We start from the raw sequence: 23,711 nt of genomic DNA on the forward strand, positions 1-23,711 counted from the left end.
GTATGTTTGAAAAGGAATATGATGTTATTGTTGTAGGAGGCGGGCATGCTGGTGCGGAAGCAACTGCCGCCGCTGCGAATATGGGTTCAAGCACTTTGTTGGTTACAATGAATCTTCAAACTATTGGACAAATGTCTTGCAACCCAGCCATGGGCGGAATCGCAAAGGGACAAATTGTTCGTGAGATTGATGCGCTTGGAGGATATAGCGGAATCGTTACCGACAAATCTGCGATACAGTTTAAGATGTTGAACAAATCCAAAGGACCTGCCATGTGGAGTCCGCGGGCGCAGAATGATAGAATGCGTTTTGCAGAGGAGTGGAGAATGGCTTTGGAGAATACACCGAATGCAGATTTCTATCAGGAAATGGTTAATGGTTTATTGATAGAAGGGGATAAAGTAGTAGGTGTTAAAACAAGTCTTGGTTTAGAGATTAGAGCTAAATCCGTAGTGCTTACGAACGGCACGTTTTTGAATGGATTGATACATATCGGAGAGAAACAATTAGGAGGAGGAAGAGCTGGTGAAAAAGCCGCAACTGGAATCACGGAGCAATTAGTGGATTTGGGTTTTGATAGCGGTCGAATGAAAACCGGTACACCTCCAAGAGTCGATGGAAGATCCTTGGATTATTCAAAGATGATTGTTCAACCCGGTGATGATCAGCCCGAAAAATTCTCCTATTTGGACACACCAATACTTCAAGTCCAACGCGATTGTCATATGACCCATACAAGTGAATTGGTACATAATTTACTCCGGGAAGGTTTCGAAAGATCACCAATGTTCAATGGAAGAATTAAAAGTATTGGGCCACGGTACTGTCCTTCCATTGAAGATAAAATTAATCGTTTTGCCGATAAGGATTCCCATCAAATTTTCGTGGAGCCGGAAGGGTGGGATACGGTGGAAATGTATGTCAATGGTTTCTCAACCTCCTTGCCTGAAGATGTTCAATACAAAGCTTTAAAATCTGTAAAAGGATTTGAACATGTCAAATTCTTTAGGCCTGGTTATGCTATCGAATATGACTATTTTCCACCTACCCAATTAAAGCACACCCTCGAAACCAAGTTGGTTAGCAACCTTTATTTTGCTGGTCAAATCAATGGAACAACGGGTTATGAAGAAGCTGCCTCTCAAGGTTTGATGGCAGGCATAAATGCCCACTTAAAAATCAATGAAAAGGAGCCCTTTATTCTTAAAAGGGATGAAGCCTATATCGGTGTTTTGGTGGATGATTTAATCACCAAGGGTACTGAGGAACCGTATCGAATGTTTACCTCTAGGGCAGAATACCGCACTTTATTGCGTCAGGATAATGCCGATTTAAGGCTCACACCCAAAGGTTATGAAATAGGTTTAGCTAAAGAAGAACGCCTCAAAAGGATGGAGGAGAAGATGAGCAAGTCGGACAGCTTCGTTCATTTCTTTAAAAAGACAAGCTTTACTACAGATGAAATCAATCCAATTTTGGAGTCTCTGGATTCATCATTGGTGAAACAATCCGATAAGTTGTTCAAGGTGTTTTCCAGACCAAAAGTAACCATGGATCATATGCTTCAATTGGATTCCGTTTCCGAATTTGTAAAGGAGAATGAGTTGGATTCCGAGGTGTTGGAACAGGCGGAAATCCAAGTAAAATATTCAGGATATATTGCGAAGGAAAAGACCAATGCAGATAAACTTCAGCGATTGGAGAGTGTTCGCATCCCTGATAATTTTGATTACTCAAAACTAAAATCCTTGTCCTACGAAGCGCGAGAAAAACTGGAATCTATTCAACCAGTTACGATATCACAAGCATCAAGAATCAGTGGTGTTTCTCCTGCCGATATAAGTGTTCTTTTGGTTTATTTGGGCAGATAGAAATTAAAGTTGTTCCACGTGGAACACGTTTTTTGTTTTGTATTAGTACGCAAATGGCTCAATTTTTGATTCTAATCTGGCGTAACACTATGCCAGATGAAACCAACTTTACTAGCCATCTTTGTTTTGATTTTTTTGAATTCTTGTATTCCACTTCGTATTGCTCCTAACATCAAAGATTTTAAATTGACTCAGGGAAAGCGATTCAAAAAAGGTCTCCCAAAAAAGAATGTTTTTGTTTTTGAAGACCCTAAGGACACCGACGAATTTCACAATTATGTCAACACAAAATTTCAACTCAACGATTATTATGTGGATGTCCAAGTTCCATTTTTAGTACAAGGGCAAACATTCTATTTTTCATTTTACGAGGTTGAAATTCCAACCAAAACAATCAATTTAATTCCTTTGGTTTTAGACGTTGCCTTAAACCAAGCGACGGATATGGACCCTGTTTTTGATGAGGCCCATACCTCACGTGTTGGAAATTGGTATATCGCCATGGAAGTTTTTAGTGATAGAGAAAAAGATTGTTTGTCTGATAATTCCATTTCAAGGGAAATTGTTTTATCCTATCTTCGGGAATTGAAAAAAGAATACTTGGCAACAGACAATTACAATGAGGTTGTTTTTAAAAACTAAAGACTTTTCCGTTTCCGATGAACCATTCGAGTTGCACAGGGATGAGGACTTGGACATGCTGGTAACCAAACCGGAACCCCTAAACCTGGCTCCTTATTATGAAAGTAAGGACTATATTTCCCATACAGACTCCAAAACTTCCTTTACGGACAAATTATATCAATTAATTAAGGCGAAAAATCTTATAAAAAAGGTTCAAATAGTTGAAAATCAATTAGATAAACTCAAAAATCTGTTGGATTTGGGCGCTGGAACGGGAGATTTCTTGATTACCGCTAAAAAATCTGGTTTTAAGGTAACGGGCGTGGAGCCAAATGAGAAAGCTCGAATGCTTGCAGGCGAAAAGGGAATGCATCTTTTGTCAAGTATGGAACAGGTATCAGGACAAAAATTTCAGGCAATCACGCTTTGGCATGTTTTGGAGCATTTGCCCAATTTAGAAGAACAAATAAAAACACTGGTAAATCTTTTGGAAGAGGAAGGGGTTTTAATCATTGCCGTTCCCAATTTTAAATCTTTTGATGCCAAACACTATAAATCCCATTGGGCAGCTTTTGATGTACCGAGACACCTTTGGCATTTTTCAAAAACATCCATCACCAAACTTTTTGCGTGTCATCAAATGGAGGTCATCAAAATTAAACCCATGTTGTTCGATGCTTTTTATGTTTCCATGTTATCCGAAAAATACAGGGGCAACAAGTTGTATCTTATCAGTGCATTTTTCGTGGGCCTGTGGTCCAATCTGAAGGCCGTCTTCACCAAAGAGCACTCTTCATTGATATACATCCTTAAAAAGAAGAAATAAGCCGTTTTAAAGCTGTTTGTGGATAGAAACGCACACAAGACAAGCATTCTTACGAAACAAAAAAGAACGACTCAGAAATCCCCGTTTCTAAAAGCCGGGAAAATAAACGTATTCAATCGTTTTGACCGACTTCAATAAGAAATTCTTATTAAGGGTTTTGGAGGTAAATTTCACATCACAAAAACTTAATGACCAGCTTTCCAAAAGCTTTTCTATTTTTGCGCATCGATAAAAAGTAAAAGATGAAAAAATTAGTAGTGCTTGCGATTGCCATCACAGCCATGGCATGTCAGCAAAACAAAATTGGATATGTGGACAGTGTTAAGATCATGGACGACTATCAAGAAAAAATTGATGTCGATGCCAGATATCAAAGCAAGGCCCAAGCCATAACCCAAAAAAGGGACAGTATTTCCCAAGCGTTCCAAATGGAATTGCAACAATTCCAGAGCAAGGCACAGAAAATGTCCCAGAAAAATGCACAAGAGGAATACGCCCAACTACAACAGAGAGGTCAGCAAATAGGACAGCAGTTGCAACAAGAAGAGCAACAGCTGCAGCAAAAAGGTCAAACTGAAATGGATACTTTGGTAAGAAAGGTCAAAAAAGAAATCAGGGCTTATGGTAAGGCCAACGGTTACACCTATATTTTGGGTGGTGGCGATGGTGGTTCCGTAATTTATGGAGACGACGCCAAAGACTTAACCAACGAAATCCTTAAGATTTTGAACGACAAGTACGAGAATTAAACTCGATACAATAATTAGATTTTGAAGGCCCACTCTTTTAGAGTGGGTTTTTTGTTTATTGTGATTGGTTCTTTTTATACGATAGAAAAAGAAAAATTCCGAAGCCAATCTCTATCATCGAGCCGGACAATGCAGAGATTGCCGGATTCCCGTTAAAAAAGAACAAGGCAAATGCTGCGGCACCCAGAACCGCCCCTAGAATCCAATACGTTTTGATGCCGTAGAGCGTGGCAAACGTCAAATATCTGCCACCAATGATCAACAGCATCCCTTGAAAAAACCAAGCATGGTTCTGTAACGAAAGGAGCAGGGCCAAGGGAATGCACATCAGCATAAATATGGTCCCTTCCATAATAAGTTTACCCAATGGATTTTGTTTGGAATGGCTTCCCGGAACACCCACTAGCTTTGCCATTAACAATCCTAAAGGATGAATGAGCATTCCACCAAAAAACAAGGTCCAAATTGCAGTTTGTGAGGAAACCAAAAAAGCGACCAAAGCGGCCGCCATCCAAACCGTTCCCGAAGCTAGCACCCCCAGAGCACCATCGGCATAACCTCTGCGAAGATCGGCTTGTGCGTTTGCAATATTATCAATAGAAGCGCCCTCTCTATTTTCTGATTGTTCGTTCATTTTTAATGATGAGTTGTTGTTATTCTTTTGACTTTTTGTTGTTCCCAACCATAACAAAAACCATGGCCCCAATTAACAAAACATTGGAGACCATACCCCATATCGCACTATTGCTTTTCTCTAATTCAAAAAGATTGAAAACAAATAAAACCAGGCTGATGAGGATGAGCACCAAAGGCACAATCGCTTTTTTTCCAAACATGATTACACCTTAAGTTCAATATCAAGCTGTCGGCCCTCTTCCTTGGCTTTATTGTCCATTCGTGCACCTATGGCAAGTCCTATGGACATTCCAATAGGCAAACCGATGCCCAAAAAGGCCATATTGTTTAGGCTGAGCCCGAATGCTGCACCAATGGGAATTCCAAAAACTGTCATTCCAAGAACAAACCAAGTTTTTCGAAAATAATTTATGGGCACAATTTTTAGTTTTTGAGCAAGTAAACCAACAATTTTGGATTGTTCTTTTCGAATCTCGTTCCGCAATGTTTTACCCGTATCCTCGACCGAATTCAGTTGTGTTATATGCCTGTTGATGACAAACGCTATTTCTTCGGGCAGTTTCTTTTTCCTGATTTCAAGAATCAATCGCTCAAATTGATTGTAGGAATCTTTGGTTTTACCGGAAAGCTCTGGTCTCTGGTTGGGCTCAAGAATCATGTTCGGAATAATTTTATTGCATCAAATACAACAAGAAAATTGTAGGAATCAAATACACAACAATGGTTTGTGCCCCCGCATAATCCTTTGCAACACGTTGTCCTAGCAACAACATCAACAAGGTTATTGCAGAAAGGGTAGCACCGTAAAAGCCATAAAGACTTTCCCCGTCAATGGCAAATTGAAAAACACCTACACCAGAGAGAATTCCGGAGAGCATTTCAAGCACCAAAATAATACTGAGAAGCACAGGGACAGTCCCTTTAAAAATAGATTTTGAAAAATGTCCGGTCAGCCACTCTAAATTGCCTTTCCAATCTAAAATTTTATCTATTCCGCTCTGTAAAAAGGTGATGGTCAAAAACACCAGCAGTAAAATTTCTGTAGTATTCGAAAATAAATTGTTCATGATAAGTTTTTATTTAAGCAGCTTTTGCATGCAAAAGCCTCGTAAGTTTAATAGAGAGGTCAGTAAAAATCAACTTGGAATTTCCGTTACGTTCCACGTGAAAAATTGCCTGCTCCAACTCCTTTACAATATCCAAAATATTGTTTTCATGTACAAAAGGGGCGAACTTCTTCAGATCAAAACCCTCCATATGTACTTTGGCGTACACAAGCTCATTTGCATTATAATTTAGCAATAGTGCTTGCCGCATCATGGTGAGACAGTAGTTCAAGAATTTTTTTTGGACTTCGCGCCCGGTTTTAGCCACCTCTTCGCTCCATAAAATCAACTCCTGTATCGCCCCTTTGTTGCCCTTGGCCTTAAAAGCGCTTCGCACCCACTGTACAAACCAACGTTCAAAGACCAAGTCCTCTGAATCTTTGTTCAATAAATCTAGGGCCTTATTAAAATTGCCGTTTGCCTCTAGTGCAATGGTAAGAGCCTCGGTCTGGGCAACACCTTTAAGCAAAAGCTCATCGGTAATAACTTGCTCAGCCAAAGGCGGAAAGTTCAAAATTTGGCAGCGAGATCGAATCGTATTGATGATTTGTTCCTCATCTTCCGCCAATAGAAGCAATACGGTTTTGTTCGGGGGTTCTTCAATGAGTTTTAAGAGCTTGTTGGCGGCAGAGGTGTTCATTTTTTCGGCCATCCAAACAATTAGGATTTTATACCCCCCTTCATAAGATTTCAACGATAGCTTTTTAACCATGTCCTGAGCTTCGTCAACCCCGATTTGTCCCTGCTTTTTTTCAATACCAATGTGTCGGTACCAATCAAACAGGTTGCCATAAGGTTGCTCTTTTACAAACTGACGCCACTCTTCTAAATAATGGTCGCTAACCGCATGCGATTTTACCTTGTCCGAATTGGAAACCGGGAACGCAAAATGGAGATCTGGGTGAGTCAACGAATTACATTTGGTATTGCAAACTGTGTTTTCGCCATCATTTTCTCCGCCGGTATTACCACAGAGCAAATATTGCGCATAGGCCAAAGCCATGGGCAGCACTCCGGAACCTTCGGGACCCACAAACAATTGCGCATGGGCAACCCGACCTGTTTCCGCCGTGGTGATCAAATGATTCTTGATATGCTCGAGCCCTAAAACATTTTTAAAAAGCATGTTTCAAAGATACATTTTAAGAGTTGAAGTTTTGCAGGAACCCTTTTGCAATCATTTGCGGGTTTAACATATCAAACCAAAAAGGTTAAAAACCGTGAAACTTTAAAATATTAGGCCTCCCAAACCACGGAAAAAGCAGGAAATCTTTACATTTGAGACTCTCAAAAAAGAGCACACTACATGAAGACGATAGACGATTTTAATTTCGAAGGAAAAAAAGCATTGATCAGAGTTGATTTCAACGTGCCATTGGATGGCGATTTCAACGTTACCGATACCAGCCGTATTGATGCTGCAAAACCCAGTATACTCAAAGTTTTGGAAGATGGCGGGTCGGCCATTTTAATGAGCCATATGGGAAGACCAAAAGGAAAGGTAAACCCAGATATGTCGCTTTCCCACATTACGGAAACCGTATCCGAGATTATCGGTGTACAGGTAAAATTTGCAGAAGATTGTGTTGGTGCAAAGGCTGATGATGCTGTAGCTGGTTTGCAAAGCGGTGAGGTGCTTTTATTGGAGAATCTTCGTTTTCACGCGGAAGAGGAAGCCGGTGATGAAGCTTTTGCAAAAGAGTTGTCCAAACATGGAGATATCTACGTGAACGATGCCTTCGGCACTGCTCACCGTGCTCACGCCTCAACAACCATTGTGGCCAAATTTTTCCCTGAGAACAAATGTTTCGGATATCTGTTGGCGAAGGAAATTAAAGCGATAGATAAAGTGATGGAAACAGGTGAAAAACCTGTAACCGCTATTTTGGGAGGGGCTAAAGTGTCCTCCAAGATCACCATCATCGAAAATATATTGGACAAAGTTGACAACCTGATCATTGGTGGGGGTATGACCTACACTTTTGTGAAGGCAAAAGGTGGTAAAGTAGGAGATTCCATTTGCGAGGATGATAAAATGGAGCTGGCCTTAGAGATTCTTAAGCAGGCCGAGGCCAAAAACGTACAAATATATTTGCCGGTAGATGTTTTGGCAGCCGATGACTTTGATAATGGCGCCAATACCCAATTTGTTGATGTGGATAAAATTCCTGATGGATGGCAAGGATTGGACGCTGGTCCAAAAACCTTGGAAATTTTCAAACAAGTGATTTTGGCATCCAAAACTATTTTGTGGAATGGCCCTGTTGGTGTTTTTGAAATGGAAAACTTTGCCAAGGGAACCATTGCGGTAGGCAATTATATTGACGAAGCTACCCAAGGTGGGGCATTCTCCCTTGTGGGCGGCGGAGATTCCGTTGCTGCGGTAAAGCAGTTCGGATTCGAGGACAAAGTAAGCTACGTATCCACGGGAGGTGGTGCCATGTTGGAAAGCTTGGAAGGAAAAACCTTGCCGGGTATCGCTGCAATATTGGACTAAGTCTCACGTTGTGAGTTATTGAGGGAAACGTTAAAACTTAGAGAATTTTGTTTCTGGGCTTTACTATTTCAGAAAAAAAAGCCATTTTAGTTTCTCCCAAAAATCAAACCTTGTCCAAATGAACCATAAATTCAAGATAGCTGTTTGTGCGGCCCTTTTGTCCGCAGCTCCCTATATAAGTGCCCAACAAGATGATGGCACGCCTATTTCGGAGAAAGATTCCACTTCGCATCAAGAAGAGGAAAAAGCAACTATTGCAGTATCCAACATAAAAATTGACGGCCAGTTGATGGCCTTGGAAACGCATGAAGATGGAAAATTCAAATTGCGTGACTTGGAGGAAGCTTGGCATTACGACAGTCTTTGGTTGAACGAGCTTCACAGCAATGCAGATTTGTTTAGCGATATGTTGTTGGAAATCCAAAACGGTCCTGAACAAGATTCCATTTTTGTTGTGGACTTACCAACGGACACACTTAAGGCACGTTTGGCTCGAATGGACGAGAAAACCCCTTTTAAGATCACCTACAATTCATCTTTGGAAAGTGTGATCAAGTCTTTTTTGACCAGAAGAAGGGACTTGATGCAGCGTATGATTACAGCCAGCCAATTTTACTTTCCCTTGTTTGAGCAGGAATTGGACAACCAAAACATTCCGTTGGAGATTAAGTACTTGGCCATTGTGGAATCTGCACTTAACCCAAAAGCAAGATCTAGAGTAGGCGCCAAGGGACTTTGGCAGTTTATGTACAGTACGGGTAAAATGTACGGGTTGGATGTAAGCAGTTATGTTGATGAAAGGCACGACCCTATCAGGGCCACCAAGGCGGCGAGTAAATATCTTTCAAGACTTTACGATATTTTCGGCGATTGGGATTTGGCTTTGGCGGCATACAACTCGGGTCCGGGAAATGTAAACAAGGCCATTCGACGCTCGGGAGGATATGAAAACTATTGGAACATTAGGCCATTTCTTCCACGTGAAACAGCTGGATATCTTCCTGCATTTTTGGCAACCATGTATATTTTTGAATATGCCGAGGAACATGGGCTCCAATATAAGAAAGCAGACCGCCCATATTTTGAAACGGATACGGTTCATGTAAAAAACCTCATTACGTTTGACCAAATCTCCAAGTTGGTAGATATTAGCACCGAGGAGTTGGAAATGTTGAATCCGGCTTATAAACTTAACATTATTCCCAAAGTAGAAGGCAAAAACTATACTTTGCGACTGCCAACATCCAAAATAGGAAAGTTCGTGTCCAATGAAGAAGAGATTTATGCCTTTGTGAAAAAGGAGCTGGACTCATTGGAAAAACCTTTACCAAATATGGTAACGGCAAAAGACCAAATTAGATATAGGGTTAGGAGCGGTGATTATCTAGGCAAGATAGCCGAACGATATGGTGTTGGTGTCAGTCAGATTAAAAGGTGGAACGGGCTTCGAAGCAATAACTTGAGAATAGGGCAACGATTAACGATTTTCCCAAGAAAACCCTATATCGCCAAAACAAGCACAAAAAGTAATAGTTCCAAATCATCGGGAAGTGTGGTGAGCGGTTCAAAAATCCACACGGTCAGGTCCGGAGACTCCCTTTGGACGATCTCAAAGAAATATCCAGGAGTTTCTATCGAAAATTTGCGAGAATGGAACGGTATTAGTGGGAATAATCTAAAACCAGGCACAAAACTAAAATTGTGTGATTGTTCTTCGTAAATTTAGCACAACATGAAAAAATTAGGAACACTAGTAATCGCCTTAGTTTTATTGGCGTTTGGAGCCTGCAACAATTCAGGCTCAAAAGAAAAATTTCTTCCACCCTCCACAGGGGGCATTAACTCCTTGATGGTTGTTATGGACACCGAACTTTGGAGAGGACCGGTAGGGGAAAAAATAAGGGACGAATTTGCTGCCCAGATTATTGGTTTGCCCCAAATAGAGCCTAAATTCACCATTACTCAGGTACCTCCAAAGGTATTCAAGGGTACAACTACCCACTCTAGATCGTTATTATATGTCGAACAAGATTCTACTTCTTTGGCACATATAAAGGACGATGCATATTCCAAACCGCAAAAAGTGGCGGTGGTGACAGGGCCAACACAGGAAATACTGATTAAAAATCTAGATTCTTTGGCAGATAGAGCCATAAAAGAATTCAAAGCCAATGAGATAGCCGAGGCCCAAAGACGATTTAAGCGTTCCTTGAGCAAAGACAAGGCTCTTGATGAAGAGCTTGGAATTCATCTTAATGTTCCATCGCTTTATAAGGTGGGACGAAGAGAAGGCGATTTTGTTTGGATGGATATACAGATTCCAAAGGGAACCATGAATATCATTGCTTACGAAATGCCATGGGATTACTTCAGTAACGATTCCACGTTTGTTGAGGATATTGTAAGAATGCGGGATTCCATTGGCCAAAAATATATCCCCGGGCCTTATGAGAATACCTATATGATTACCGAGAAGGCTTTTGCTCCTTATGTTTTCCCTGCAGAAATAGGAGGTAAAAAAGCAGCAGAAGTAAAAGGAGTATGGGAAATTCACGGATATCCGATGGCAGGGCCATTTTTAACATATATCATCAACGATAAAGAAAATAATAGAAAGGTCGTGATAGAAGGGTTTACCTTTGCCCCTTCCGAAGCAAAAAGAGACTACATGTTCGAGTTGGAGGCCATATTGAAAACTATAGCATTTAACCCCTCTTCCTCGGCAGATTAGAAAAGACAATATTAATAAACAAAAAAGCCCAGACATTTTTGTACTGGGCTTTTTTGTTCTTTAAAGCTTATGCCGTTTTAATCAAACGGAAAGCCTGTAGCTATTCTGTAAATAAATGCGTAAAGCACGATAAAGAACATGATAAAGCTGAACCAGGCAAATATCTTAAAGTATTTTTCCAATATTATATTTCCCAAATTGCGGAAACCTTCTAAATATATTTCTTTAATAAGTAATAGTTTCTTCATAAGTGTGATTTTAAGATTTAAAGACATAGCAAAGGTTCCATTTTAACAACGGAGTTTTAAAATAAAAGGCTGAAAGACTGAAAATCGACGTTTAAAATACCGACCTGTATGTAATTGTCCACCAACGCATTGGTTTAATCGACAAACTACATATTGCCTTAAACGGTTAGAGGAACCATAATATCGATAAACTGCAAAAGAGCTCTAAAAAGAGCATGCTCAAACTTGCTTTTTATGTAGGGGTGGGGTTATTTATTCTGAAACAAGAATAAATTCTGACCTTCGGTTTAGACGGTGTTGCTTGGGTGCACAAGGTTTTCCATCCCAACAATCGTTGAGCAACCTTTCCTCCCCATAACCCATGGCGCTAAGAATCCTTGAGGGATCAATGCCTTGTGAAACAATGTAGGCTCTGGTGGATTCCGCCCTCTTCTCAGATAAGTACTTATTATAGGCTTTGGAACCGACCGCATCAGTATGCGATTCAATTTTCAGGGACAGGTATTGGTTTTCCTTTAAAACAGTGATTAGCTTATCCAGTTCTTGGGCAGAAAGGGATGTAATTTTATAACTATCAAAATCAAAGTATACATTACTGGGCTCAAAAGCTTTACTAGTAGGCACACTGTTCTCAATTTTTTTTTGCTCTTTTAAAGTCTGGAAAACTGTTATGTTTTTGTTTTCTTTGGTTTTTACCGATAGGCTATCTTTCACAAAGCCCTCTTTCTTTGCCACTACACTATATTCGGTTGTTGGGTCAAGGTGTTTAAAAGTATATTTTCCAGCATTATCTGATATAGCTTGCTTTACCAGTGACCCATCTTGGTACAATGAAATATTTGCCCTTTTGATCACTTCTCCTGTTGACATGTTTTCCACAGAACCGCTAATGGCATTTAAATTAAGTATGTATGTGAAGGAATAAATATCATCGTCTCCTTTCCCTCCTTTCCGGTTGGAAGCAAAATAACCCTTTACTCCAGTTGAATCTATTATATAAGAGAAGTCGTCTCGATTACTGTTGATAGGTTTCCCTAAATTTATGCCAACACTGAACATCTCGTCTGCACCATCGGACTTGTAAATATCCAATCCACCAAAGCCCATGGCTCTGTTAGATGAAAAATAAAGGGCTTTTTCTGTGACATATGGAAACATTTCCTTTGCTTCCGTGTTTATGGTCCTCCCAAGGTTTCTTGGCTCAGAGTACGTTCCGTTGTCGTAAATATCAACAGCATAAATATCTGTTCCGCCAAAACCGCCCGGTCTATCGGAAACAAAGTACATTTTTTTACCATCTGTACTGATTGTGGGGTGGCCTGTGGAATAATTTTCACTGTTAAATGGAAGCTCCACCGCTTCGGTCCACTCTCCATTCACCCATTGGGAACGATAAATTTTTAAATGGTTAATACCGTTTTTGCCCCGCTTTAACCTTTTGCCATAATTGTTTCTGGTGAAGTAGATTGTTTTTTGGTCAGGAGAAAAAGCCAATGAAGCTTCGTGAAACTTAGTGTTTATTTTATTGGAGAATTTTTTGGACCCAAATAAATCTCCTTCATCATTTTTCTTTTTTGCCACATACAGATCCAAGAAAGGTTGATTGGTCCATCGATATCGACGAGTCGTCAAAATAGAAGAATCCTTTGCCGAAGCATAAACAATATCGGAATCATTGTGGAACATGGGAGAAAAATCGGAATACTTGGAATTGACACCAAGATTTTTGATTTTAACCTCAGTTGCGCCCTTCCAAGTTCTTACCTCTAACTTTTTAAGCTCGTTTAAGGGCTTATCCCTTTTTTGTCTTAGGATTTTAGTCAATGTGGCGGCTCTTCGGTATTTGCCCGTTCCCTTTAGGGTTTGAGTGTATTTAAAGAAAGTGTCCTCCTGCATTTCATCTTCGTATAATTGATAAAGTTCATTATACCATTTATATGATTTTTCAAGATTGCCGCTATAATAGTGTGAATCTCCCGCTCTGGATAACAGGGATAAAGTGTGTTCGACCTTTGTTTTTTCAAGAACAATATCAAAAACTCGTGCAGCTTCTGCATACCACATCTTATCGAAATACTCGTTTCCTTTTTGGATGAGCTTTTCAGAAACACCCTTTTTGCTAAGATACTTGTGAAGCCTTTTATTACTTAGCCCATCAAGATGTTTTACAAATTTATCCTGTGAGATATCACCATTGCTGCTCTGTACCGTTTTGGACGATGAAGTATCCCCACCATAATTATTGGACAGGGCAAGCTCTTGGGCATAAGTCCCAAGTGAGCATAACAAAGAAAAAAGCAAGATCAGTCTTTTCATTACCACTCCATCTGCGCAAATGAACTGTTTTGTTCATCTGGAGGTTAAGCATAAGGGGCTTAACAGTTTAGTTGTAACCGCTAAAATAGGATAAGGTAAGTGGGGTGATAATTTTTTGTTGTGAAAGGACAAATTTACGGCATTGAACGCTAAAAAAATGTTGTCGTTGGTCGAAAAACCATTTAAAACACTATGGTTTTCAGCCCATAAAATCCAATTAGGATTTCGACTCGTTACTGCCGCCCTCCAATTTTTCGTCCTCTTTGGTTGCGTCTTTAAATTCTTTAATCCCGCTTCCAAGGCCTCTCATAAGTTCTGGAATCTTTCTTCCTCCGAAAAGCAAAACTACCACGGCAACGATCAAAACAATTTGCCAAGGGCCTAACATGCCTAGAAATATAGTTTGAGCAATCATATCATCAAAACCTTTAATTAGAAATGTAAAAGTACTAAAAAGATGTGGAAGACTATGTTCGATTAACGAAAATTAGTATTTGAAATTGAATTTTAAGAACTTATCGGCTACAGCTTTTTAAAAAGCTTAACATGCATATTAAAATCTAAGACTATCTTTGTTCATCATGGCAAAGGACAAAAAGAAAAGAAAGGAGATAAAGCGTAAGCTGTTGCACAAGTACCGCTTGGTTATTCTTAATGAGAGCACCTTTGAGGAGAAGATATCTTTTAAACTCAACAGGCTTAATGTTTTTGTTACAGGAACCATGTTTATTATTGTGTTGATCGGTTTGACCACACTGATTATTGCTTTTACACCGTTAAGGGAATATATCCCGGGATATTCATCCACCAAATTAAAACGTCAGGCCACCGATCTTACGTATAAAACGGATTCATTGGTGACCGTCCTCAACTATACCAATCGGTATTTAGACAATGTTAGAAAGGTCTTAAGGGGAGATATCGAGAACAACCAGACCAATCGCGACTCTTTGTTCGAACAATATAAATTAGATCCTGCCTCCGTTGACCTTTCCCCCATTCGAGAGGACTTGCTTTTAAGAGAAGAAGTGGAATTGGAAGACAAATACAATCTTTTTGAAAGAGATGTGGAGAACTTGGGGACGCTGTTCTTTTTGCCCGTAAACGGAACATTGACGCAAGGGTTTGATCAGAAAACAAAGCATTATGCGGTAGATATCGTAGCCCCGAGGGATACACCTGTAAAATCTATCGCCGATGGGACTGTTCTTTTTGCAGAATGGACCACTGAAACAGGATATGTTATCATTGTTGAACACCAAGAAGGTATTACATCTGTTTATAAACACAACGGCTCTTTGAGCAAAGCCCAAGGTGATATGGTAAAGGCTGGCGAAGTAATCGCATCGATTGGGAATACGGGAGAACTTACAACAGGACCACACTTGCACTTTGAACTTTGGAGAAAGGGCAAGCCGGTAGATCCGCAAAACTATATTGATTTTAACTAAATGTCCTTAAAAGCGTTTGCAGCAAAAATATTTGCGAATCGAATAGCCAAAAAGACCAATAAGTGGGTGAACGAGCCCGTGCACACCCAACAAAGGGTGTTCAATCAACTGGTCGCTCAAGCGAAGGACACTGTTTTTGGTAAAGACCATCAGTTTAATTTGATTCGTTCACATCAAGATTTTGTAGAAAGAGTTCCAATTCGGGATTATGAAGATTTGAAAGGTTATGTTCAACAGATTATTGAAGGAAAAAATGATGTGCTTTGGCCAGGAAAACCCATCTACTTTGCCAAAACTTCTGGTACTACATCAGGAGCCAAGTATATTCCAATTACCAAGCCATCCTTAAAGAACCAAGTAGAAGCTTCACGGAACGCCATCCTGAACTACATTCATGAAACGGGTAATGCGGATTTTGTAGATGGGAAAATGATTTTTTTGCAGGGAAGTCCAATTTTGGAGGAAAAGAATGGAATCAAGTTAGGGAGACTTTCAGGAATATCCGCCCACTATGTGCCCAATTACCTCCAAAAAAACCGATTGCCGAGTTGGGAGACCAATTGCATTGAGGATTGGGAAACTAAAGTGGACAAAATAGTTGAGGAGACCGAAAAGGAGAATATGACCGTTATTGCAGGAATTCCTTCTTGGGTACAAATGTATTTTGAAAAGCTCAATGCCAAAACTGGAAAAAAAGTTGGAGACCTTTTCAAAGAGTTTCAACTGTTTATTTATGGTGGGGTGAATTATGAACCGTATCGTGCCAAATTTGAAAACTTGATTGGCAGAAAAGTAGACAGTATTGAACTTTTCCCCGCTAGTGAAGGCTTTTTTGCTTATCAAAACTCGCAAAAGGAAAAGGGAATGCTTTTGCTATTGGATGCCGGTATATTTTATGAGTTTGTGAAAGCAGATGAGTTTTTTGATGAAAGCCCTAAGCGATTGACCATTGCCGATGTTGAATTGGATGTGGATTATGCCATGGTTATATCTACCAATGCCGGATTATGGGGATACAATCTAGGAGATACCATTCGGTTTATTTCTAAAGACCCCTTTAAAATTATAGTGTCGGGAAGGATAAAACACTTTATTTCTGCATTTGGGGAACACGTTATTGCCAAGGAGGTAGAGGAAGCTTTACGATTGGCTGTTGAGCGGACGGATGCTGTGGTTAATGAGTTTACCGTTGCACCCCAGACCAACCCGGGTGAGGGAGAGCTCCCTTTTCACGAATGGTTTATCGAATTTGAGAATGAACCATTGGACCCAACCAAGTTTTCCAACATTATTGAGGAAAGCATGAAAAAGCAGAACAGCTACTATTTTGATTTGATTGATGGAAGCATCCTTCAGCCATTAAAAATCACCAGGATTAAGTCAAATGGCTTCCAAGACTATATGAAATCCATTGGAAAATTGGGAGGTCAGAACAAGGTGCAACGCCTTGCCAACGACCGTAAAGTAGCCGATGGGTTGCTTCCCTTTAAAATTAGTTGACCGAGAACAGCCAAATTTTTATAGGAATTCACTTATTTTGCCAGAAGATATGATGGCAACAGAAGTAAAACAGACAACTAGGGCGCAGGAATCCACAAACGCAATTGAACGTTTGTATATCACTATGCGTCATTTGTTAAACCGTGGATTTTACAAACCATCTGGTGTTTCCGGTAACGCGCTTCGAAGTGCACTTTTACTGCTAAGGCCCGAAATTTACGGGACTATAGGGGAGGATAAGGCAGAACTTAATGGGTTGATTTATGTTTTGGAAAGACTACCAGAAGGCATAGAGGAATGTCGCTTTATCAATTTGACTTCCGACGAAGGCTTTGCCAAATCACATCTAAAGCCCATTGTGCCCCCCAAAAGAAGAAGAAACTGTTATCGTATCGACGATGAGCAAATGAACATTGAGATTACCAGGGGCAGGAGCGATATCTATGATATTCTTACCCATCTCACTTTTTTGTTTGTTGAATCTGGTAAAATCTCCAGAAGAGTTTTGGTTGATGATGGAAATGCCACCATTCGGGATTGGGACAAGCTCACGGAGTTTGTGTTGAGCGAGGAAAAAGACAATGATGAACGAGAGGTTGCTCTTATCCATTGTGCCAATATTTTGGGCAGAACCTTTGATGAGGTGGTGGAAATTGAAAATAAGTTGAAGACTCCAGAAGATCCCGACCATTTTTTAAACGTGATTTATTGGTTGGGCAAATTAGCAATCGAAGAGGAAACCACAGGAAACAAAAGGACCATAACGTTCAGCCCATTATTGAGGGAGCGTTTGGGCCACCATATCCATGGAGAAAAGTGGGCCGACAAAATCAAGAAAACGCTAAAGCAGCATAATTTAATGCATAGGCCACTTCACATTATCAGTGCCAATATGCACAGTGTTATGAATTCCCTTTTTGCCAAAAAGGCATTGGCCAAAGAGTTTCCGGATAAAGAATCCCTTGATATTTATGAAGCATTGGGTTCCGAGAAGCATAAATCACTTAACAAAAAGGTAAAAAACTTTGCCGAAAACAACGGAATGATTTTCTTGGATGATGAATCTGGGGCCAACATTGACGTTCAGATTTTTGACACGGCCAAGTTTGGCAATGAAAGCTGCTGCTATAACTTATCGGAGAATATTCCACAGGAAGAAAAACCCGTTATATTTGTGATGGACTATGCTTTTGGGGAGCAAGCTTACGAAACTATAGATGAGTTGTTGAAACCTTTGGAAGATGACGGAGATAAAACTTTCCTAAATGTAGATTCCGTCTCCATTATGGGAAAGGCAGGAATTTTGGAAGGAGGTAAGGGCGACTTAATGATTCCTTCAGCACATATTTTTGAAGGAACAGCGGATAATTATCCCTTTAGAAATGAATTATGTGCTTCCGATTTTGAAGGTTATGGCTTAAAAGTTATGGAGGGTACCATGGTGACAGTTTTGGGAACCTCTTTACAGAACAGAGATATTCTTCAGTTTTTCCACGAATCCACATGGAATGTGATAGGGTTGGAAATGGAAGGCGTGCACTATCAAAAGGCGATACAATCTGCATCGCAAATACGAAAAAGTATTAAAAAAGATGTGCAAGTGCGATATGCGTACTATGCATCTGATAATCCCTTGGAAACAGGAAGCACCTTAGCCTCGGGTGGATTGGGAACAACAGGGGTAAAACCTACATATTTAATTACGGACAGGATTTTAAAACAAATATTCAACTCATAGGTATGGCAGACCAACCAGTAAATCAGAATAACTCGGATGAAATCGATTTGAGGCAATTGTTCCAAATGATCGGTAGAGGCTTTCAAAAGTTCTTTAATTTCATTGGCAGCATTTTTAAAGGAATTTTCCACTTGATCGTGTTAATTCTTCTATTTGTTCAAAAGAATATTATTGTTATCGGGGCTGCGGCAATAATTGGAGGTGTCGGAGGATTTATTTTAGATAGGGTACTGCCGGAAAAATATATTTCTAAAATGGTGGTGGAACCTAACTTTAATAGTGTTCAACAGTTGTACAACAACATAGTATTTTATAATGATTTAGCGGAGGCAAAGGATTCGGTTGCCCTAGCAACCTCATTGAACATTACCGAACACGAAGCGGCCAGTATTAAAGAAATTTTCGCCGACTCATATTCCGATGAAAACCAGAAGATAAAGCTATTTGACCAATTTATCCGTGGATTGGACACTACGACGGTAAAGGCAATAGATTATGAGAACTACTTGCAAAACTTTAATTCTATGGATGCGAGGTTTCACCAGATTTCAGTGATCAGCACCGATAATAGAGTGGCCAAGAAAATACAACCAGGAATTATCAACTCTATTTCCGTCAATGAATACTTCAAGTTACAGAAGAGAATCAATGATGAGAACCTAGACCTCCAAGAAGATATTTACAAAAACCAATTGGTGGAAATAGATTCGCTTCAAAGCTTATATAGGACTGTTTTGGTCAAGGAAGCAGACAAACCAATGCAGGGAACTAGCATCAATATGGCCGAGGGAGGAGACTCTAAAGGAAGAGAACTTGCCCTAATACAGGAAAAAGATATATTAAAAGAAAGATTGGTCGAATTGAATGAAGAAAGGGCCAACAAGTCAAATATAATAAACGTGATCAGTGATTTCCCCTCAAGAGGTGTAGAGCAAAAGGGAATCTGGAACAGCTATAAGTTTAAACTACCTATTTTATTATTGATATTGGTGTTCGGCATCTTGGCATTGTTGGAACTTAACAGGTATTTGAAATCCTACAATCAAAAATAATCTAGGTTTTTAGTTTGAGGGAAAATCAAAAAGGGAGTACAATGAGGCGAATCCTGGTAACTGGTTCGAGTGGTCAACTAGGACTAACGCTACAGGAACAGGCCCATGATTTTACAGAAGCTTCTTTTGATTTCAGAACATCCAAGGAACTTGATATTACCCGACGCGCCCAAGTAACCCAAGTTTTTCAACATGGGGAGTATGATTTCTGCATAAATTGTGCTGCATATACGAATGTGGAGGAAGCAGAGAAACATCCCAACAAGGCATTTGCTGTCAATGCAGAAGGGGTAAAAAACCTTGCTGAGGCCTGTAAAATAAAAGGAACCACCTTAATACATCTGTCTACGGACTATGTTTTTGATGGTGAAAAGAAGGGAGGCTACACCAGTGATGACACTACCAATCCAATCAACGTATATGGAAAGTCCAAGTTGGCCGGGGAAAAATTTATTCAACAGATATTACCCAACCATTTCATAATTCGCGCATCTTGGTTGTATAGCAAAAAGTACGGCCATAATTTCTATCGTACAATTGTTAAAAAGGCTAAATTGGGAGAGGAGCTTCACATTACCGATGCCCAAAAAGGATGTCCGACCAATACAGAGGCATTGGCGATATTTATTTTGAAAGAAATCGTAATGGGAAACAAACCTTTTGGAATATATCATTTTACAGATGGCAAGCCTATGACTTGGCACCAATTTGCTAAGCAAATACTCAGTGAAAATGGATTGACAGGAAAGGTCAAACTTGTTTTGGACACGAATTATCGTACTTTCGCAAAGCGACCCAAGAATAGTGTTCTATTATAGAAAAACAAAGCTAGTGAATTTAGGGACCAAATTTGGACTGTTTCAATCAGTCTATAGGAAGAAGATGCAAACACCAAAAATGACTTAATATTAAATGAAGAAAAAAGCATTGATTACCGGTGTAACCGGTCAAGATGGAGCTTACCTTAGTGAGTTTCTTTTGAAAAAAGGCTATGAGGTCCATGGTCTAAAAAGGCGTACTTCTTTGTTCAATACCGACCGAATCGATCATTTATATCAAGACCCCCATGTGGAGAACCGGAATTTTATCCTTCACTATGGAGATATGACCGATAGTACCAATTTGATTCGATTGATTCAGGAAATCCAACCCGATGAAATTTATAATCTAGCAGCAATGAGCCATGTTCATGTGAGTTTTGAAATTCCGGAATATACAGGTAATGCCGATGGATTGGGAACATTAAGGATTTTGGATGCAGTTCGGTTGTTGGGACTTGGAAACAAAACACGAATTTATCAAGCATCTACCTCAGAACTTTATGGAAAGGTGCAAGAGGTGCCTCAGAGCGAAACAACACCATTTTACCCTCGTAGTCCCTATGCCGTTGCCAAAATGTACGCTTTTTGGATCACGGTGAATTATCGGGAAGCTTATAATATGTATGCCTGTAATGGAATTTTGTTCAACCATGAATCTCCCATTCGTGGGGAAACTTTTGTAACACGCAAGATTACCCGAGCAACAGCTCGGATCGCCCTAGGTTTACAGGACAAGATTTATCTTGGTAATTTGGATGCGCAGCGGGACTGGGGCCATGCCAAGGACTATGTCCGTATGATGTGGATGATTTTGCAGGCCGATGAACCCGAAGATTGGGTGATTGCCACTGGAAAGACTACTCCAGTAAGGGATTTTGTGCGGATGAGCTTTGAGGAAGTGGGCATTGAACTGGAGTTCAAAGGAAAGGGAGTTGATGAAAAAGCCTATGTAAAAGCCTGTAAAGATCCAGATTTCCAATTGGAGATAGGTAAAGAGGTTTTGGCAGTGGACCCCAAATACTTTAGACCCACCGAGGTGGACCTGTTGATAGGTGACCCTACAAAGGCCAGGACAAAATTGGGTTGGGTACCGGAATACAATTTGCAAGGATTGGTGAGGGATATGATGGAAAACGATGTCAAACTCATGCAAAAGGAGCAGTACCTTAAAGATGGTGGATATCGCATTCTAAATTACTTTGAATAAAAATGGAACTGGACGCTAAAATATATGTGGCCGGCCATAGAGGTTTGGTAGGTAGTGCCTTGATGAAATCCCTGAATGAACGGGGCTATAAAAATTTGGTGACTCGGACCCATTCCGAACTGGATTTGACAAATAGTGTTGCGGTAGCCGATTTCTTCTCAACTGAAAAACCAGAATATGTTTTTTTAGCAGCAGCAAAAGTGGGAGGGATAGTGGCTAACAATACCTACAGGGCCCAGTTTATCTATGATAATACGATGATTCAAAACAATGTAGTCCATCAAAGTTACCTCAATGGGGTCAAGAAGCTTTTGTTTTTGGGCAGTACCTGTATCTATCCCAAAAATTGCCCACAACCCATGAAAGAGGATTATTTGCTTACCGATATTTTGGAATATACCAATGAGCCCTATGCCATTGCCAAGATTGCAGGGATAAAACTATGCGAGAGTTATAACCTTCAATACGGCACTAACTTTATCTCCGTGATGCCCACCAATCTATATGGGCCTAATGATAATTTTGATTTGGAGAAATCCCATGTACTTCCAGCCCTTATCCGAAAGATTCATTTGGGGAAGGCCTTGGAAGAAGGTAATTGGGGGGCAATCGATGACGATTTGGACAAGTTACCTATAGAAGGAGTTTCTGGAAAGGATACGGTTGCGGCCAAGCTGGCCATCCTAAAAAAATATGGGGTGGTCACGGAAGAATCCGATGGGGTAAGTGTTGAAATATGGGGTAGTGGAAAACCCAAAAGAGAATTCCTTTGGTCCGATGATATGGCAGATGCATGTGTATATATTATGGAAAACAGGGATTTCGCCGATACATATGACGAAGGACAAAAGGAAATAAGAAATACACATATCAATATTGGTACAGGAACCGATGTTTCTATCGCAGACCTCGCTGAATTGATCAAGAATCAAATTGGATTTAAAGGGTATTTTGTTTTCAATACTACCAGACCTGATGGTACAATAAGAAAGCTGACAGATGTAACAAAACTAAATAGTATGGGTTGGAAGCATTCAGTAGAATTGGAAGATGGCGTACAAAGACTATACAAATGGTATTTCAATTCACTGGAAGATAAACGTTCAGATTAAATGAAATCCAAATTTTATAAATTTGGATAAGCCTTTTGATTCAACTTAAATTAGGGTCGCCTAGAAAATGGGATGATTAGATGGAAACTGATTATTTGGATTTCGCCTATATGGCAATGTAAGACAAAATCAGGTACGAAATGTTTTTAATATAACCTTAAAGTGAACCAAAAATCCCAAAAAAATATTTTAATTACCGGAGGGGCTGGTTTTATAGGCTCCCATGTGGTTCGGCGGTTTGTTACCGCATATAGTAATTATAGGATTTTTAATCTTGATACCTTGACCTATGCCGGTAATTTGGAAAATCTCAAAGATGTAGAGCAAGCTTCCAACTATTCTTTTGTTAAAGGAGACATTGTCGATGCAGATTTCGTAAATAATATTTTCTCTCAAAACACCTTTGATGGTGTTGTTCATTTGGCGGCAGAATCCCACGTGGACCGATCTATTACGGACCCCTTGTCTTTTGTGCGCACCAATGTTTTGGGTACGGTCAATTTATTGAATGCCTCGTTACAAATTGCCAAGGACAACCCGGATTTCTTGTTTTATCATATCAGCACCGATGAGGTTTATGGAAGTTTGGGTAAAGATGGGTTTTTTACAGAGAAAACGGCATACGACCCCCATTCGCCCTACTCTGCTTCAAAAGCAAGCTCAGACCATTTTGTGAGGGCTTATGGTGAAACTTACGGACTCCCTTTTGTGATTTCCAATTGCTCCAACAATTACGGACCCAATCAATTCCCAGAGAAATTGATTCCTCTCTTCATCAACAATATCATTCAAAATAAGGCGTTGCCCGTATATGGCGATGGAAATTATACAAGGGACTGGCTCTTTGTAAAAGATCATGCCAAGGCTATTGATTTGGTTTTTCATGAAGGAATCAATGGAGAAACGTATAACATCGGTGGGTTTAATGAATGGAAGAACATTGATTTGACCCACTTGTTATGTCGATTGATGGATAAAAAGCTGGGAAGAAAAGAAGGCACTTCCAAAGAATTGATCTCCTTTGTCAAGGATCGTCCTGGTCACGACCTGCGTTATGCCATAGATGCCACCAAAATAAACAAGGAATTGGGTTGGAGTCCATCCGTAACATTTGAGGAAGGACTCGAGAAAACCATAGATTGGTATTTTGAAAATCAGGAATGGTTGGATCATGTTACTTCGGGAGATTATTTAGATTATTATAAAAAGCAGTATCAAGCATAAAA

General features: G+C 40.0%; 22 protein-coding genes. 15 read left to right on the top strand and 7 right to left on the bottom strand.

Going from position 1 to position 23,711, the window contains the following annotated elements:
• Positions 1-2 precede the first annotated feature (2 nt).
• From mnmG to D2V08_RS06280, 4 genes are all read left to right on the top strand, one after another.
• Positions 3-1,871, top strand: a complete 1,869-nt coding sequence (gene mnmG / locus D2V08_RS06265) for a tRNA uridine-5-carboxymethylaminomethyl(34) synthesis enzyme MnmG (RefSeq protein ID WP_119607198.1) — start codon at positions 3-5, stop codon at positions 1,869-1,871.
• A 96-nt stretch (positions 1,872-1,967) separates the two neighbouring features.
• Positions 1,968-2,513: a hypothetical protein gene (locus tag D2V08_RS06270; RefSeq protein ID WP_119607199.1), complete on the top strand. Its 546-nt coding sequence runs from the start codon at positions 1,968-1,970 to the stop codon at positions 2,511-2,513.
• The gene (locus tag D2V08_RS06275; RefSeq protein WP_119607200.1) at positions 2,491-3,321 is read left to right on the top strand and encodes a class I SAM-dependent methyltransferase; all 831 of its coding nucleotides are present in this window, start codon (positions 2,491-2,493) and stop codon (positions 3,319-3,321) included. The genes D2V08_RS06270 and D2V08_RS06275 overlap by 23 nt, the downstream gene beginning before the upstream one ends.
• 242 nt (positions 3,322-3,563) lie before the next feature.
• Complete coding sequence (locus tag D2V08_RS06280) at positions 3,564-4,070, top strand: OmpH/Skp family outer membrane protein (RefSeq protein ID WP_119607201.1); 507 nt, start codon at positions 3,564-3,566, stop codon at positions 4,068-4,070.
• A 55-nt stretch (positions 4,071-4,125) separates the two neighbouring features.
• Here the strand turns inward: D2V08_RS06280 and D2V08_RS06285 are convergent, their stop codons facing one another.
• The 4 genes from D2V08_RS06285 to D2V08_RS06305 form a co-directional block, all read right to left on the bottom strand.
• Positions 4,126-4,704, bottom strand: coding sequence for a DUF7010 family protein (locus D2V08_RS06285; protein WP_220473383.1), 579 nt, complete (start codon positions 4,702-4,704; stop codon positions 4,126-4,128).
• Between the two features lie 204 nt (positions 4,705-4,908).
• Complete coding sequence (locus tag D2V08_RS06295) at positions 4,909-5,364, bottom strand: hypothetical protein (RefSeq protein WP_119607202.1); 456 nt, start codon at positions 5,362-5,364, stop codon at positions 4,909-4,911.
• Between the two features lie 13 nt (positions 5,365-5,377).
• Positions 5,378-5,773 (bottom strand): DoxX family protein, encoded by a 396-nt coding sequence (locus D2V08_RS06300; RefSeq protein WP_119607203.1) that lies wholly within the window; start codon positions 5,771-5,773, stop codon positions 5,378-5,380.
• A 13-nt stretch (positions 5,774-5,786) separates the two neighbouring features.
• The gene (locus tag D2V08_RS06305) at positions 5,787-6,938 is read right to left on the bottom strand and encodes a DNA polymerase III subunit (protein ID WP_119607204.1); all 1,152 of its coding nucleotides are present in this window, start codon (positions 6,936-6,938) and stop codon (positions 5,787-5,789) included.
• 180 nt (positions 6,939-7,118) lie between these two features.
• On the opposite strand from D2V08_RS06305, the gene D2V08_RS06310 reads away from it, so the two are divergent.
• The 3 genes from D2V08_RS06310 to D2V08_RS06320 all read left to right on the top strand — a co-directional run bounded on the left by D2V08_RS06310 (position 7,119) and on the right by D2V08_RS06320 (position 11,040).
• Complete coding sequence (locus D2V08_RS06310; protein WP_119607205.1) at positions 7,119-8,309, top strand: phosphoglycerate kinase; 1,191 nt, start codon at positions 7,119-7,121, stop codon at positions 8,307-8,309.
• A 118-nt stretch (positions 8,310-8,427) separates the two neighbouring features.
• Entirely contained in the window at positions 8,428-10,029 is a 1,602-nt protein-coding gene (locus tag D2V08_RS06315; RefSeq protein WP_119607206.1) for a LysM peptidoglycan-binding domain-containing protein, read from the top strand.
• A gap of 12 nt (positions 10,030-10,041) precedes the next feature.
• Complete coding sequence (locus D2V08_RS06320; RefSeq protein WP_119607207.1) at positions 10,042-11,040, top strand: DUF4837 family protein; 999 nt, start codon at positions 10,042-10,044, stop codon at positions 11,038-11,040.
• A gap of 77 nt (positions 11,041-11,117) precedes the next feature.
• Here the strand turns inward: D2V08_RS06320 and D2V08_RS17700 are convergent, their stop codons facing one another.
• The 3 genes from D2V08_RS17700 to tatA form a co-directional block, all read right to left on the bottom strand.
• A complete protein-coding gene (locus D2V08_RS17700) occupies positions 11,118-11,288 on the bottom strand; it encodes a DUF6747 family protein (protein WP_313790099.1) in 171 nt (56 codons plus the stop codon).
• Between the two features lie 252 nt (positions 11,289-11,540).
• Positions 11,541-13,604, bottom strand: a complete 2,064-nt coding sequence (locus D2V08_RS06330) for an OmpA family protein (protein WP_119607209.1) — start codon at positions 13,602-13,604, stop codon at positions 11,541-11,543.
• Between the two features lie 217 nt (positions 13,605-13,821).
• Positions 13,822-14,019 carry a twin-arginine translocase TatA/TatE family subunit gene (gene tatA / locus D2V08_RS06335; protein WP_100816759.1) on the bottom strand — a complete coding sequence of 66 codons (198 nt, stop codon included), beginning with the start codon at positions 14,017-14,019 and terminating at the stop codon, positions 13,822-13,824.
• A 166-nt stretch (positions 14,020-14,185) separates the two neighbouring features.
• Here tatA and D2V08_RS06340 point away from each other — a divergent pair, with 166 nt between their 5' ends.
• From D2V08_RS06340 to rfbB, 8 genes are all read left to right on the top strand, one after another.
• Entirely contained in the window at positions 14,186-15,055 is an 870-nt protein-coding gene (locus D2V08_RS06340; RefSeq protein WP_119607210.1) for a M23 family metallopeptidase, read from the top strand.
• Positions 15,056-16,555 carry a GH3 family acyl-acid amido synthetase gene (locus D2V08_RS06345; RefSeq protein ID WP_119607211.1) on the top strand — a complete coding sequence of 500 codons (1,500 nt, stop codon included), beginning with the start codon at positions 15,056-15,058 and terminating at the stop codon, positions 16,553-16,555.
• 49 nt (positions 16,556-16,604) lie between these two features.
• Positions 16,605-18,293, top strand: coding sequence for a DUF6909 family protein (locus tag D2V08_RS06350; RefSeq protein WP_119607730.1), 1,689 nt, complete (start codon positions 16,605-16,607; stop codon positions 18,291-18,293).
• Between the two features lie 2 nt (positions 18,294-18,295).
• Entirely contained in the window at positions 18,296-19,345 is a 1,050-nt protein-coding gene (locus tag D2V08_RS06355; RefSeq protein ID WP_119607212.1) for a hypothetical protein, read from the top strand.
• A gap of 41 nt (positions 19,346-19,386) precedes the next feature.
• Positions 19,387-20,163: a dTDP-4-dehydrorhamnose reductase gene (gene rfbD, locus D2V08_RS06360; protein WP_119607213.1), complete on the top strand. Its 777-nt coding sequence runs from the start codon at positions 19,387-19,389 to the stop codon at positions 20,161-20,163.
• Between the two features lie 94 nt (positions 20,164-20,257).
• Positions 20,258-21,373 carry a GDP-mannose 4,6-dehydratase gene (gene gmd, locus D2V08_RS06365; RefSeq protein WP_119607214.1) on the top strand — a complete coding sequence of 372 codons (1,116 nt, stop codon included), beginning with the start codon at positions 20,258-20,260 and terminating at the stop codon, positions 21,371-21,373.
• A gap of 2 nt (positions 21,374-21,375) precedes the next feature.
• A complete protein-coding gene (locus D2V08_RS06370; RefSeq protein WP_119607215.1) occupies positions 21,376-22,485 on the top strand; it encodes a GDP-L-fucose synthase family protein in 1,110 nt (369 codons plus the stop codon).
• A 162-nt stretch (positions 22,486-22,647) separates the two neighbouring features.
• Positions 22,648-23,709 carry a dTDP-glucose 4,6-dehydratase gene (gene rfbB / locus D2V08_RS06375; protein ID WP_119607216.1) on the top strand — a complete coding sequence of 354 codons (1,062 nt, stop codon included), beginning with the start codon at positions 22,648-22,650 and terminating at the stop codon, positions 23,707-23,709.
• The last annotated feature ends 2 nt before the right edge of the window (positions 23,710-23,711 follow it).

Source organism: Flagellimonas lutimaris (assembly GCF_003581615.1).
In the GTDB taxonomy this organism is placed as follows: domain Bacteria; phylum Bacteroidota; class Bacteroidia; order Flavobacteriales; family Flavobacteriaceae; genus Flagellimonas; species Flagellimonas lutimaris.